The following is a 13,589-nucleotide window of genomic DNA, read 5'->3' as shown; positions in this document are numbered from 1 at the left end:
TAAATCCCAAATTTCAGTTGCCATTTACGATTACCGGAATCCGGCTCTGGAAAGGCAAAAAAACGGGTCGGTAAAGCGGCTGCCCAGCCTTCGGTTCATAAACCGGAATCCCCGCCGAACGGTTTGGCGTTGCGCACAAAATCCGGCGCAATTTCCGCTTCATTTTCCGACTGGTTTCGTACTTAAACAACAGCAGACAGAAAAAAGACAGAATGCTGAACAAAAACAGCCCCCAGGAAAAAGAAGCAACGGTTGGCATCGTGGTAGTTGGTTTAGAAATCATGACGGTATTTGTTGTTATGTGGCATCATCGATTCGCGGATCGACTCAACAAAGGTAGATACCCCGCCACGGTCCGGGCTAACGCTGCTGTAACATCCTCTATCACTGCTGTAACATCGGCAAAAAAACGGCCTAATCGCGTTTTAATAATACCTACCCCCGTGTTTCAGCTCCCCGCCCTGACCGCCGTTCGGCGTAGTAATCGCAGTAGTCTTTCAGTACGCATTGATCGCATTTGGGATAACTCCAGGTGCAAACCCGCTGGCCGTGCCAGTAGAAATGCTTGTGAAAATTGAAAAGGACTTTGGCATCCTGCGGCAGATACGCCAGCAAAATGGCGTGGGCCTTGTCGGCGCTCACCTTGGGACCGATAATGCCCAGCCGCTGCGTCACGCGGTGCACGTGCGTATCGACGGGCAACACCGGTTTCTGAAAATTAAACAGCAGTAACAAAGTCGACGTTTTGGGGCCAACACCGGGCAGCGCCGTCAACCAGGCCAAGGCCTCTTCGGTGCTTAGCTCCCACAGGAAATCAATATTGGCTTCCCCGCGTTCAGCAATGATACGGGTTAGAATTTGCTTGATGTAGGGCGCTTTGACTTCTGGGTAATTCGCGGTCTGGATGGCTTCGGTCAATTCTGCCACGGGAGCATCCCGAATGGCTTCCCAGGTACCAAACCGCTCCCGCATCCGCCGGAAAGCCGTTACCTCGTTGGCGTGCGTGGTCCGGTGCGACAAAACCGTGGCAATCAGTTCGTGCATCGGGTCCAGCCGGGCATAAATTTCCTGAATCCCGTAGTGCTGATTGAGCAGTTCATGCACCAAAACCGTCTTCTGGGTCGCATCCAACGTTGTCATCCAAAAATGATTTTTGTCAGAACAACGGAATGTTACTCGAATTGGTTATTTGTGGTTGTATTTTTACGGTTTCGTTTCGTAAATGATCAGATGAAGACAGCTTTATTTTCCAAATCCCTAATCTTCTGTTGTTGCTGGCTACTGGCCTTGGCCGCACTGGCCCAAACCCCCACCCAAACCATCCGCGGAACCGTCATGGATGCCAGTCAGGGACGACCGCTGGTGGGCGCTTCCGTTCAATTGCAAAACTCGACAGCAGCCAATTCGGGCGCGATTACGGACGAACAAGGGCATTTTCGGCTACGTAACGTACCGGTTGGACGCCAGCAACTTAGCGTTTCGTTTATCGGCTACGAATCCACGATCATCAACGAAGTACTGGTGGAATCCGGCAAAGAGCAGGTACTCGAAATTCAGCTACAGCCGGGTGTACAGCAACTGGGCGAAGCCACCGCCATTGGTACCCGCACCGACCGGACGCTCAGCGCCGAATACATCACAACCGAGCAGGTGTTGCGGTTTCCGGCAACTTACCTTGATCCGGCCCGGCTGGCAACGGCTTACGCCGGTGTGGTCAACGCTTACGACGGCACAAACAATATTTCGATTCGCGGTAACTCACCCAACAGCCTGATCTGGCGGCTGGAAGGGGTTGAGATCGTGAATCCCAACCATCAGAGCAACGCCGGAACCATCGGCGACCGACCCACGGCGGGCGGTGGGGGCGTCACCATGTTAAGTGCTCAGTTGCTCGGCACAACCCGTTTTCTGACCGGGGCCTTTACGCCCGAATACGGAAACACCGTTGGCGGGGTGATGGACATGAGCCTGCGAGCGGGCAACAACGAGCGCCATGAGTTTGTTGCTCAGGCGGGTTTGATCGGTCTGGACCTGGCCGCCGAAGGGCCGATTTCGAAGCAGAAAGGATCTTCTTACCTTGTTAATTACCGCTATTCCTTTACGGGTTTGCTGGCCGCGATGGGCGTCACCTTTGGCGGAGAAGACATCCGGTTTCAGGATTTATCGTTCAACCTGAATTTTCCGACCCGCAAAGGAGGCCGGTTTACGGTTTTTGGTCTTGCGGGCAATAGCAGCAATGACTTTATCGCCAAAGCCACCGACGAACAAGTCGAAGACAAAGACCGCAATACCATTTCCTTTACAACCGCAATGGCCGCCGGTGGGCTGACGTTGACCCAGCCATTGGGCAATCGGCTGCTGTGGAAAACAGCGCTGGTGCTGTCGGCCAACAACAGTGGTCGGGATCAGGGATTCCCAGGCGATGATCGCTTTCCATCCAATTATGAGAAAGACGACCAAACGGGCTCCCGGACCACTCTTACCACATCGCTAAACTACCGGATTAATGCACGAAACAGCGTTAAGGCTGGTCTTTACCTGACTCATGCAGCCAATTGGGTGGATATTCGCAGGGACACCAACCCCTTCTCGACGAGTGTCCGGAACGGTGTCCTTTTCAAAGGTTCTCTTCAAGGCTGGATGATTCAACCTTATGTCAACTACCAGTGGTTACCTATTGACAATCTGACCATTAACGCTGGCTTGTTTTACAATAGCTTCACCTACAACAATAGCCAATCGCTGGAGCCACGCGCTTCGGTCCGATGGGAATTGCTGCCCGGAAAAGCCATAACGATGGCGTACGGTTTGCATAGCCAGCAACAACTGCCGCAAGTATATCTGTCTAACAATCTGGGACAAATTGTGCCGGGAGGAGCTACTTACGACAACAAATCGCTGGGCTTTACGAAGGCGCATCACCTCGCACTGGGCTACACGCACCAGTTTGGCCCGGACAGCTACGCGAAAATTGAAGCTTATTCTCAGCTGTTATTTGATGTACCGATCAGCCCAATCATCGGGAATACGTTCTCGGCGCTGAACGTCATGGAAGCCTACGTCAGCGAACGACTGGTCAACGCCGGAAAAGGCCGCAACCGGGGCATCGAACTGACCTACCAGAAATATTTGTCCAAAAGCTTTTACCTGCTTGCATCCGGTTCGGTTTACAACTCCCAGTATCAGGTTCAGGACGGAATCTGGCGTGACACGCGGTTCAATGGCAAGTTTAGCAGCAACCTGACCGCCGGAAAAGAATGGAGCCGCAGCCGCGAAAACCGCAGCCGAACCTGGGGAATCAACGGCCGATTGACCTACGCGGGCGGTTTCCGCGACCGGCCTATCGATGTGGATCAATCCCGGCAGCGCAACACCACGGTGTACGGCAGCAACGAGTACACGGTCCAGCTTCCCGCCTATTTCCGCACCGACCTGCGTATATACTGGAAGAAAAGCAAAGCCCGCTACAGCCGAACCCTCGCTCTCGACCTGCAAAACCTGACCGGTGCGCAAAATGCCGCCTATAGTTACTTCGATGCATTCCAGGGCAAGGTTATTCAGAAGTACCAGTTGGGCCTGATTCCGATTGCGAGTTACCGCTGGGAATTTTAGAGCACCTTTTTGTTCCGACGATGCCGTCCGGCCCTCCCCATTGTCTGGCTCAACTGATCCAGGTAAAGACAATCAACCAGGGGAGCCAGGCGGCATCGCTTGTTTTTCGGTAAACAGCCAGGCGCCCCTGTCGGCCTGTGTCACTGTAAAAATGCACAGGGTATTATCCCGGATAAAAATGGGAATCGAAAAACCGCACCAGGATTCGTCATTGATTCCGGCAAGTTTCGGTCGGGTTCGTCCCTTGTTGTGGTAAATTTTACCACTTGTGCTATCAACGGCAAAAACCGTTCCCGATTCCAGCAATTGACTTTAGTCTTGCACAGTCCGGCTTTTGCGCAACTCTCTGAGAACATATTTCCGTTCCGATTCACTTAAAATCAGGATTCGCTCCGGTTCGTGGTAAAGAAAACGCTGTTCTTCCGAACGCAGTGTATCGGCTTCCAACGCCAGCGCTATATGCTTAATCCAATGATCATCGAGTTTTGTAAAGATGAACTTGTCAAAATTTCGGAGCGTATATTGGACAAAACGGCTGGCCTCCGAACTTTGCGCCTTTGCCGGGATCGCCATTCCAAGAATGATCCATAAAATCCAGTGCTTTTTCATGCGTTCAGAGGAACAGAGTTTAAACTATACCAGCAAAAAATTGACTTAAAATAGCAACTTGTGCGGTAATGGCCAAGCTGAAACATGTTTTCCGCAAATCGGGTTATATTTGGTCTAACAACCTGAGAAACGAGTTAATGGAGTCTAACCGTGGAATGATGCCCTTTTTGCACCGGCTGCTTTGCCTGCTAATGGCATTTCACGTTATCAATTTGAGTATTGATGCGCCCGACGATGTTCGGCTCGATATGTACGGCCAATATGCTGAAGATGAGTCGTTCAACGAAATGGAAAGCGTCGGCGAACTGGTTCTGGAAGAATGGCTGGGGTTTTCCAATATCATTCCGGAACACGCGGACCCCGACGAGAATAGCCACCTGCCCAAACCCTTTTTCAACTGGATGCTTTCTTCACTCTCCATCCTGTACCCAATCAGGTGGCTGGTGGGCTATGCCCTTCTTTTTATTGCCATGCGCCCCATTCGATTGCTTTCCAAAGCGACCGAGGTGATTGCGCTTCCCCCCGAACTCCTGCCTGCTTATTCAGGCCAACCTGCCTGAAATGACTTTTGATTCCTCATTTCTGACACCATCGTCATTTCTTATCGGTACATTCTGAAATCAACGGTTTGTTGATCGCAGCGTATTTAGCTCACTACGCCCCATTGGCAGTATGTGAAGACTGCGATTGCACAACGGTTTTTATTTCCTTGTCATGCTAGTAAATTTTCTGATTACCCTGTTGTTGGTCGCACTGAACGGTTTTTTTGTCGCGGCTGAATTTGCCATTGTTAAAGTACGGGCTTCGCAGCTCGAATTGAAAGCGCAGTCGGGCAACGCAGCCGCCCGGCTGGCGGTCCAGATTGTCTCCCAACTGGATGGTTATCTGGCGGCAACCCAATTGGGCATTACGCTGGCCAGCCTGGGCCTGGGCTGGATCGGCGAGCCTGTCGTTGCCTCCATGTTGTCGGCGTTGTTCGATTTGTTCAACCTGCAATTGAGTGAAGAAACCACCCACCAGATTTCATTGCCCATTGCCTTTACCTTGATTACGGTTCTCCACATTGTGTTTGGAGAGCTGGCGCCCAAATCACTCGCCATTCAACGCTCGGAAACAACGACCCTGCTCATCGCGTATCCCTTGCAGGGTTTCTATTTCATCTTTCGCCCCTTCATCTGGGTACTAAACAACATTGCGGCCATGCTGCTGCGCGGATTTGGCATTGATGCCGTCCACAGCAGCGAAGTACACAGCGCCGACGAGTTGAAATACCTCGTACACCAGAGCACCGAAGAGGGCCATATCGAAGACAGCAACGACTCCGCCGATCTGACGCTGGTGGAACGCGCTTTCGAGTTTTCGGAAAAAACCGTTCGGCAGATCATGGTGCCCCGCACCCAGATGTTTGGTATTGAAATCGACAATTTTAACGAAAACAAACTCTACAGCCTGTTGCAGGAACGGTATTCGCGGGTGCCCTGTTACCAGGATGATTTTGATAACATCCTGGGTGTGATTCACCTGAAAGAACTGCTGATCGCGCTGCATCAATCGCCCGATGTCGACATTCGGCAATTCATCAAACCGGTGATGTTTGTGCCCGAAACCCGGCGAATTCGCCCGCTATTGAAGGATTTTCAGCGGCAACGCAAACAAATGGCCATCGTCGTCAATGAATACGGCGGTACCGAAGGCCTGATTACGATGGAAGATATTCTGGAGGAACTGGTGGGCGAAATTCAGGATGAATCCGACGAAGAACTACCCGCTGTGGAGGAAACCGCCCCCGGTACATACACCGTTCAGGCCACCTATTCGCTCGACGAAATCAATGATTTTCTCCCGCGCGAGTTACAGAAAGCGGGCGATTACGAAACGTTGGCCGGTTTGCTACTCAATGCCTTCGGTCGTTTGCCCGATGTTGGCGAGACTATTTTTCTTCACGATTACGAAATAACGATCCTGTCTAAACGAGGACCAGCCATCGAACGCGTCCAGGTCGTAGACCGGGTGGAATCATAACCTGGAAAAAGAGCAACAAGCTGTTAGGTCGGCTGCTGCCCTAACGGCGATACCGAGGCATTGGAGCGATTGGCGTATTCGTTCGGCGATACGCCAAATTGCTCACGAAACGTTTTGGAAAAATAAGAAAGGGAGTTGAAACCCACTTCGTAGGCGATTTCTGAGACCGAAGCCGCCTGACCCTCCAGCAACTGGGCGGCCCGTTTCAGGCGCATGACGCGGAGGAAATCCCCCGCCGACTGGCCCGTTAGGGCCGTCAGTTTGCGGTGCAATTGCATCCGGCTAAACCCAGCTTCACGCCCAAAGTCTTCGGCCCCAAATTCGGAATTACCCATATTGTCTTCCACAATCTTCAGGACACGCTTCAGGAATTTCTCGTCAGCGGATGTGACGGCCATGTCGGTGGGTTCGATCCGCAATTCGCGGCCAAACCGCTCGCGGAGTTTTCGACGGGTTTCGATCAGATTCTGCACCCGCACCAGCAGTTCCCGCGAATCGAACGGTTTGGTGAGGTAATCGTCGGCTCCCGTTTCCAGCCCCGTCAGCTTGTTGTCCTGCGTTGCCAGTGCCGTCAGCATAATAATCGGGATGTGGCTGGTACGCTCATCGGTTTTGATCCGACGACACAGCTCAACTCCGTCCATTTCGGGCATCATCCAGTCAGTAATCAGCAAATCCGGCGTATTTTCAATGGCGACCTCCAATCCACGAGCCCCATTTTCGCACTCCAGAATCCGGTAATGTTTGCGGAGCTGGTTACCGATAAACATTCGCAAGTCTTCGTTATCTTCCACAATCAGCAGCGTTGGCCGGTTTGCTTCGCCTTCCACCAGCGTTTCCGATCTTTCCAGGGCAGGCCGCATGGTCAATGCTCCCGTCTCAACGAACTCCCGCTTTGGTACAACAGCCTCGTCATCCGGTTCCGTCATCGCTTCAAACGGCAGCTCCACCACAAACCGGCTGCCGGGCTCGTCGTTAGTTTCCACCCGAACGGTTCCACCGTGCAGTTGAACAATTTCTTTGACCAGCGACAACCCAATGCCGGTTCCGGGCTGATCGCCGATCAGCGACGAACTTCCCTGGTAAAACCGTTCAAAAACCCGATCAATCTGCTCCGGAGCGATGCCCACGCCGGTATCTTCTATCGCGATCTGCACGTACGGTTTTTCATCCCGCATAACCTGCTGGGCCAGAAGACGAACCACACCTCCGCTGGGCGTAAACTTGAAGGCGTTGGATAACAGGTTGGTGATAACTTTTTCCAGTTGATCGGCGTGGTAGCGCAACGAAAGCGGCTCGGGTGCAATCCGGACGATATACTGCACGTGGCGTTGCCCGGCCATTGACGAAAACGAAGCTGTGGTTACCGCCAGCAACTGATTGATCGACCCGGGCCGGAGAGCAAGCTCCATGTTGCCGGATTCAATCTTCGACAAGTCGAGCAACTGATTGATCAATTGCAGCAACCGCTGGGCATTCCGGTGCATAACCGTTACTTCGCTCCAGTGAAAGAGGATATTGGTTTCATCCGTCAGCGCACGCATTTTGTCGGCCAACGTTCCGATAATGAGCGTCAACGGGGTGCGAAATTCGTGCGAGATATTGGCAAAAAAGCGGGATTTCACCTCATCCATCTCCTGCAATTGCCGGGCCTGAATCGTCAGCGTGCCAGCCTGTTGTTCCAGTTGCTGGGTCTGGTTTTGCAGTTGTTCATTTTTCGCGGCCACTTCCTGGCTCTGTGCCAGCAGGGCCTGATTTTTCTGAATTTTTAACCGCTGTCGGCTTACCACCAATGCCCCAACAACCAGGGTAAACAGCAGGCCCGTGCCAATCGCATTGCGCCACAACTCCGAAACTTCCTGTTTTTTTTGCAGCAATTCGATTTCAGCCTGTTTTTTTTCGGTCTGGTATTCAGCCTGCACGCGGGCTATTTTCTTCGTACTTTCTTCATTAAATACCGAATCGTTCAGGGCCGCCCATTTCGATTGAAATCCGTACGCTTTCAGGTAATTGCCCGTGGCGGCATACGCCGTTGCCAGCCCCTTGTACGCCAGCAGCCGTTCTTCCTTCTGATGGAGTTGCTCGGCCAACTGAACGGCTTTGCCAAAAAAATTGAGACTTTGGGCACTGTGTCCCGTTTCAGATTGTACCTTCCCCAATCCCAGCAGACTCGTCAAAATGCTCGATGGATATTTTTCACGTTCAGCCAGTTGCAGTGCCTGCCGGAAATAGCTTTCGGCCCGGGCGGGCTGCTTCATTTTCAGGTAAACATCGCCCAGATGGTTGCTGCTCATCGCGATTCCGATCGGTTCTTTGAGCGTTTGAAAGCGGCTCCTGGACTGATTCAGATAAGCAATGGATTTGGGCAAATCACCCTTGAGCTGGTGAATAGTTCCGATATTGATCAACACCCCAGCCTGACTCCGGGGATCAATACCGGCATTTTTATGGTACGATTGCCAATAGTAGCGCAAGGCCTGATCGTACTTCTGCTGGTGCTCGAAAATAACCCCAATGCTATTGTACGTGCCCGCTGCATTTGCCTCGGCCGCCTTCCCCATTTTCTCGTAAAATTTCAGCGCTCTGAAATAGTAATCAATGGCCTGTGAAAAATCGCCTAACGCAGCGTAATTAATGCCCAAGTTGTGGTAGGCCGAAGCGATACCTTGTACGTGGTTCTCCTGTTCAAGATATGGTAAACCTATTTTAATCGACTCAATTGCCTGCTGATACTGGCCCTGCACCCAGTAGTAAATTCCCAGGTTGCCGTAGCTGCGTCCTACCCCAACCGGATACTGTAACTTTTCGGAAAGCTGTCTGGCTTTCTCAGCATACTCCTTTACTTTTGGCGGGTTACTGCTCCAATATACGCTTGCGGTTTCTATCAGCAGTTTAACCCGATTGGTATCCGGCCTGCTATTCTTCAGCAATGCCTCTAAGCTATCCCGTTTGCTCTGCTGGGCCATCGCCCAACCGCTCATCCCCCAAAAAAGAAGAAGTAAAATTTTCCTCATTACCTCGCCAATTTTACTTGCGCAAGTTAAGCGTATCGGAACATATGTTACGTATTCTAATGAGTAAATGGTTGATGTTTTTCCACCACTTGGCTTTATTACTACACCATACCGGCTCTTTCTTGCAACAATCTGAGCAATAGCCCCGCCAATGAATGATGCGAGGGTATACGGCTTTCTCCTGATTACGTTCGAACCATTTTGAGCATTTGCTTTGCGGCACTGGTCATTTTTACTCAACCAACCAGTTCCGGAGACGCGCCTTCTCCTGCTGACGGTTTTGAATACATCCCCCTGAATGGCATGAACGATGAGTGCCCACACACAACCACTCATCGTTCACCCGGATTTATGCATGCTGTTTTGGCGTAGGGTCCAGCACCTGCTTCACGTCTTTAGTCGATACTTTCTGGCCCGTTTCAGCCGCCCGATAAATCGCTTCGATCAACTGCACATCCCGCAGGCCCATCTCACCCGGAACCGTCGTCTTTTTATTATTCAGAATGCAATCCGCAAAAGCATCCATCTGCCGGGTTTGCTGGGGCACGTTTTCTACGTCCATTTTTCCTTCCTTGGTTTTGCCTTCCAGCCCTGAATAAGCGTAAGCGGGTGACAGTTCAAACCAGCTCTGGTCCGTCTCGGCCCGCAAGAGGCTGTACTTATCGTTATAACTGGTTTTGCATTCGGCCACGGTTCCATCGGCAAACTGCAACTGAAAATCCATGCCTTCTTCCACATTCTTGAATTTCTCTTTGTCGGTCACGGGATGAAATTTGGCGGTGACCGAAATTGGAATCTCACCTTTGGTGTAGATGGCCCCCTGAAGCGCATAAATGCCCACATCCGGCAGTGGCCCACCGCCCCCCAGCTTGCGGTCCAGGCGCCAGGGCGTATCATTGCTCTGCACCTGTCCATTCTGGGCATAGATTTTCTTGACCGGTCCGTAAACGTTCTGTTGCCCCAGGCGCATCATCTCCAGGTTGTGAGGCTCAAAGTGCAGCCGGTATCCTATCGACAGCATCTTCCCGGCGGCTTTACAGGCATCAATCATTTTTTGCGCATCCTCGGCGTTGGTGGCCATTGGTTTTTCGCAAATGACGTGCTTACCGGCCTTAGCCGCCCGGATGACATACTCGGCATGCATTGAATTCGGCAACACCACATACACGATGTCGATCTCCGGATTGTCGGCAATCTGGTCGAAGGTTTGATAATCGTAGACGTTCTTATCGGGTATGTCGTATTTCTTCTTCCACTTATCGGCTTTTTCGGGCGTACCCGTGACAATGCCCGCCAACCGACAAAAACTGGTTTTTTCCAGCGCCGGGGCCAGTTCTCCTTCACTGTATTTCCCCAAACCCACCAGGGCGATACCCAGTTTGCGGTTGCCGGCGCTTTCCTTAGCCGCCGATTCTTCTTTTTCAGACGACTTGTTTTCTCCTCCGCCACAAGCTTGTAATCCTGCCAACGAAACAATTCCCGGCACGGCCAATGACGCCATTCCGACCTGGCGCATGAAACTCCGGCGTGAAAAAGGCAAATTCTGCATAACGATGAAGTAGTTTGAATTAACATTAAAACTGGCGGTCCGTCCGGATCGCCGGTTTTATAACCTTGTCAGTAAGGCAATGTTTGGTTAAATGAGCCAGCAGGAGCCCAGCTCAACCAAGGAATTTGCTTCGTTTTCTTTTCATCAGTCATTGTGCCCCGGCGGTTTGGGTAGCCCCCGGTCAAGTTTGCCAACTCAACGGGATTGGCTTGACTGCGCGTTACAAATATGCGGCCAGTGCCTTTTCGTCGTCATACACCCGCCAGCGACCGGACAAAAACCCGGATTGAAGGGATCAATGGCCGTAATCAGGCGACAAGAGAATTCGGCATTTTATATGATTTTCTGGTCATTATTTATCAACTTGCCGTTCACTGGTGTTTAATTACGGATTTCCCAGAATAAGATTTCGGTTATGAGCTGACTTTCCTCACCTCATCCAACCCTTTTTGCCCGTAATTTTGCCCGAAATAAAATCCTATTTCGTCCGCATCCATCGATTTTCCGCGTTATGAGCAATTTAGTTCCTATTGTTAGTCCGGAGCAGGCCGTGCAGGTTATTCAATCCGGCAACCGTGTTTTTATCCATAGCGTCGCTCAAACTCCCCACCGGCTCATTGCCGCGATGGTGGAGCGCGCCGTCAGTGCCGATCTGCGCAATATTGAAGTATGTCATATGCATACGGAAGGTCATCTGCCGTATTGCGAAGAACAATATGCCCCTCATTTTAACCCCAATGCCTTCTTTATCGGCGCGAATATGCGCAAACAGGTCAACGCCGGAATTGCCGATTACGTCCCGATTTTTCTGAGTGAAATACCGTTGCTTTTCCAACGCCATATCCTGCCACTGGACGTGGCCCTGATTCAGGTTTCACCACCTGACCAACATGGTTTTTGCTCGCTGGGGCCGTCGGTGGATATCTCCTTGAGTGCCGTCAAAACGGCCAAATACGTGATTGCGCAAATCAATCCGAATGTACCGCGCACGCACGGCGACGGCATTATCCACGTCAGCACCCTGCACGCAGCCATCGAATGCGAGGATCCGTTGTACGAAATGGCGTTAAAAACCGCAACGGTTACGGAACAGAAAATTGGCCGCTATGTGGCCGAACTGGTTGAAGACGGGGCGACCTTACAAATGGGCATTGGCGGTATTCCGAACGCCGTGCTGGCGGAACTGGTTCACCACCAGAAGCTGGGCATTCATACCGAAATGTTTTCCGATGGCGTGATTGATCTGGTGGAGCGGGGTGTCATTACCAATGAAAACAAGAAAGCGATTCCGTATAAACTGGTTTCGTGCTTTGCGATGGGTACCCGACGGCTGTACGACTTTATCAACGATAACCCCAGCGTCGTGATGAAGGAGGTCACCTACACCAACGATACGGCCATCATCCGGCGCAATCCGAAGGTAACGGCCATCAATAGCGCCATCGAAGTGGACCTGACCGGACAAGTCTGCGCCGACACCATCGGAACCTACCAGTATTCTGGTGTGGGCGGGCAAATGGATTTTGTGCGGGGCGCATCGCTCTCGGAAGGCGGAAAACCGATCATTGCGCTGCCATCGGTAACCAAATACGGCGACAGTAAAATTGTACCGTTCCTAAAAGAGGGAGCCGGCGTAACCACTACCCGCGCCCACGTCCATTACATCGTGACGGAGTATGGCGTTGCGTACCTCTACGGCAAGAATCTCCGCCAACGGGCCCGGGCCCTCATTGACATCGCCCACCCCGACCACCGCGAGAACCTGGAACGGCAGGCCCACGAACGGTTCAAGATCTTTGAATAACTCCAACAAACGAATGGCCCATTACGGGCCATTTTTCATTTTGATGGATTCAAATCCGGTAAAACGATTATTCTTCCACCGGCAATTCCCTGGTTTCATGCTGGATGATCTTCTTCCGGTGACCCAGCCCCCAGTCGTGCAAAGCCGTGATGACGTTATCCAGCGAACAGGCATAAGGCTCCGCCGTATACAAAACCGTCACCGGCGTTGTATCGTGTACGGTTCGTTTGATGAGCTGATTTTCTTCCAGATCCTTTAATTCTTTGGCCAATACTTTGGAGGTGATCCCAGGAATGCTCCGCTCGATTTCCCGAAATCGCTGATTTCCGGCGGATATCGAAATAATAACCTGGAGTTTCCACTTCCCGCTGATTAGCTCCAGGGCATCCCGAATAGGCAGTAGCCTGGCCTGGCAATCCGAATGAGGTCGCTGTTTCATCGTAAAAAATCATATGGTTACCTTTGGGTAACTGCTATATTATGGAAAGCAAATATACATAATTTTGTCGCAGTAAATCACTGGCGAGCGCCGGGATTGTATTCAAATTACAGATCAGACCGGGTGCTACACGGGCCCAATTGTGAACCTATCAAACAAAATTACTGCGATGAATCCTCAAATTAAACGAATTGCAACCATCCTTTTTACGGTGTTAGCCGCCGGTATGACCATCTTCAGTGGTATTATGAAGTTTCTGCCCCAATCGCCGGAGATGATGGCCAACATGACTAAAATGGGCATAGCGCCTTACCTCAAGGGACTAGGAATGATGGAGATCAGTTTCGCTCTGCTGTATCTTTACCCTAAAACTATGAAACTGGGTTTTATTCTCCTATCCTGCTATTTCGCGGGTGCCCTGGCGACAGAACTTTCCCACGGCACGCCCTTTAATGCCTTTCTGCCGATGGCGCTCATCTGGATTTCGGCTTTCCTGCGCGATCAAACCATCTTTTTCCCTTCCAGCAAGCTGTCCTGAAT

At 51.5% G+C, this 13,589-nt stretch carries 11 protein-coding genes; 5 read left to right on the top strand and 6 right to left on the bottom strand.

Translation table 11 applies throughout. From position 1 onward, the window contains the following. Positions 1–13: 13 nt before the first annotated feature. Positions 14–283: a hypothetical protein gene (locus ACYVH9_RS11165; protein ID WP_460636396.1), complete on the bottom strand. Its 270-nt coding sequence runs from the start codon at positions 281–283 to the stop codon at positions 14–16. A gap of 152 nt (positions 284–435) precedes the next feature. Further along, complete coding sequence (locus ACYVH9_RS11160; RefSeq protein ID WP_460636395.1) at positions 436–1,140, bottom strand: endonuclease III domain-containing protein; 705 nt, start codon at positions 1,138–1,140, stop codon at positions 436–438. Between the two features lie 90 nt (positions 1,141–1,230). Here ACYVH9_RS11160 and ACYVH9_RS11155 point away from each other — a divergent pair, with 90 nt between their 5' ends. Beyond that, on the top strand, positions 1,231–3,612 hold the full coding sequence (locus tag ACYVH9_RS11155) for a TonB-dependent receptor (RefSeq protein ID WP_460636394.1): 2,382 nt from the start codon (positions 1,231–1,233) through the stop codon (positions 3,610–3,612). 312 nt (positions 3,613–3,924) lie between these two features. On the opposite strand, the gene ACYVH9_RS11150 is transcribed toward ACYVH9_RS11155, so the two are convergent. Then, a complete protein-coding gene (locus ACYVH9_RS11150; protein ID WP_460636393.1) occupies positions 3,925–4,221 on the bottom strand; it encodes a hypothetical protein in 297 nt (98 codons plus the stop codon). 137 nt (positions 4,222–4,358) lie between these two features. Between ACYVH9_RS11150 and ACYVH9_RS11145 the strand changes: the two genes are divergently transcribed. After that, entirely contained in the window at positions 4,359–4,781 is a 423-nt protein-coding gene (locus tag ACYVH9_RS11145) for a hypothetical protein (RefSeq protein WP_460636392.1), read from the top strand. Between the two features lie 154 nt (positions 4,782–4,935). Next, complete coding sequence (locus ACYVH9_RS11140) at positions 4,936–6,243, top strand: hemolysin family protein (protein WP_460636391.1); 1,308 nt, start codon at positions 4,936–4,938, stop codon at positions 6,241–6,243. 23 nt (positions 6,244–6,266) lie between these two features. Here the strand turns inward: ACYVH9_RS11140 and ACYVH9_RS11135 are convergent, their stop codons facing one another. Both ACYVH9_RS11135 and ACYVH9_RS11130 read right to left on the bottom strand, forming a co-directional pair. Continuing rightward, positions 6,267–9,257: a hybrid sensor histidine kinase/response regulator transcription factor gene (locus ACYVH9_RS11135; RefSeq protein ID WP_460636390.1), complete on the bottom strand. Its 2,991-nt coding sequence runs from the start codon at positions 9,255–9,257 to the stop codon at positions 6,267–6,269. Positions 9,258–9,606: 349 nt separating this feature from the next. Continuing rightward, positions 9,607–10,806 (bottom strand): Gfo/Idh/MocA family protein, encoded by a 1,200-nt coding sequence (locus tag ACYVH9_RS11130; RefSeq protein WP_460636389.1) that lies wholly within the window; start codon positions 10,804–10,806, stop codon positions 9,607–9,609. Positions 10,807–11,317: 511 nt separating this feature from the next. Between ACYVH9_RS11130 and ACYVH9_RS11125 the strand changes: the two genes are divergently transcribed. Further along, on the top strand, positions 11,318–12,610 hold the full coding sequence (locus ACYVH9_RS11125) for an acetyl-CoA hydrolase/transferase family protein (RefSeq protein WP_460636388.1): 1,293 nt from the start codon (positions 11,318–11,320) through the stop codon (positions 12,608–12,610). 67 nt (positions 12,611–12,677) lie between these two features. On the opposite strand, the gene ACYVH9_RS11120 is transcribed toward ACYVH9_RS11125, so the two are convergent. Further along, positions 12,678–13,049 carry a winged helix-turn-helix transcriptional regulator gene (locus tag ACYVH9_RS11120; protein WP_460636387.1) on the bottom strand — a complete coding sequence of 124 codons (372 nt, stop codon included), beginning with the start codon at positions 13,047–13,049 and terminating at the stop codon, positions 12,678–12,680. 169 nt (positions 13,050–13,218) lie between these two features. Here ACYVH9_RS11120 and ACYVH9_RS11115 point away from each other — a divergent pair, with 169 nt between their 5' ends. Then, entirely contained in the window at positions 13,219–13,587 is a 369-nt protein-coding gene (locus ACYVH9_RS11115) for a DoxX family protein (protein WP_460636386.1), read from the top strand. The last annotated feature ends 2 nt before the right edge of the window (positions 13,588–13,589 follow it).

It is taken from the genome of Larkinella harenae (assembly GCF_054780515.1).
This window is presented reverse-complemented; position numbering and strand designations above follow the sequence as displayed.

Bases quoted from the DNA above. Each gene is read 5' to 3' on its own strand.
- ACYVH9_RS11130 (WP_460636389.1), bottom strand. From the start codon at position 10,806: ATGCAGAATTTGCCTTTTTCACGCCGGAGTTTCATGCGCCAGGTCGGA.
- ACYVH9_RS11155 (WP_460636394.1), top strand. From the start codon at position 1,231: ATGAAGACAGCTTTATTTTCCAAATCCCTAATCTTCTGTTGTTGCTGG.
- ACYVH9_RS11150 (WP_460636393.1), bottom strand. From the start codon at position 4,221: ATGAAAAAGCACTGGATTTTATGGATCATTCTTGGAATGGCGATCCCG.
- ACYVH9_RS11120 (WP_460636387.1), bottom strand. From the start codon at position 13,049: ATGAAACAGCGACCTCATTCGGATTGCCAGGCCAGGCTACTGCCTATT.
- ACYVH9_RS11125 (WP_460636388.1), top strand. From the start codon at position 11,318: ATGAGCAATTTAGTTCCTATTGTTAGTCCGGAGCAGGCCGTGCAGGTT.
- ACYVH9_RS11145 (WP_460636392.1), top strand. From the start codon at position 4,359: ATGGAGTCTAACCGTGGAATGATGCCCTTTTTGCACCGGCTGCTTTGC.
- ACYVH9_RS11165 (WP_460636396.1), bottom strand. From the start codon at position 283: ATGATTTCTAAACCAACTACCACGATGCCAACCGTTGCTTCTTTTTCC.
- ACYVH9_RS11160 (WP_460636395.1), bottom strand. From the start codon at position 1,140: ATGACAACGTTGGATGCGACCCAGAAGACGGTTTTGGTGCATGAACTG.
- ACYVH9_RS11140 (WP_460636391.1), top strand. From the start codon at position 4,936: ATGCTAGTAAATTTTCTGATTACCCTGTTGTTGGTCGCACTGAACGGT.
- ACYVH9_RS11115 (WP_460636386.1), top strand. From the start codon at position 13,219: ATGAATCCTCAAATTAAACGAATTGCAACCATCCTTTTTACGGTGTTA.
- ACYVH9_RS11135 (WP_460636390.1), bottom strand. From the start codon at position 9,257: ATGAGGAAAATTTTACTTCTTCTTTTTTGGGGGATGAGCGGTTGGGCG.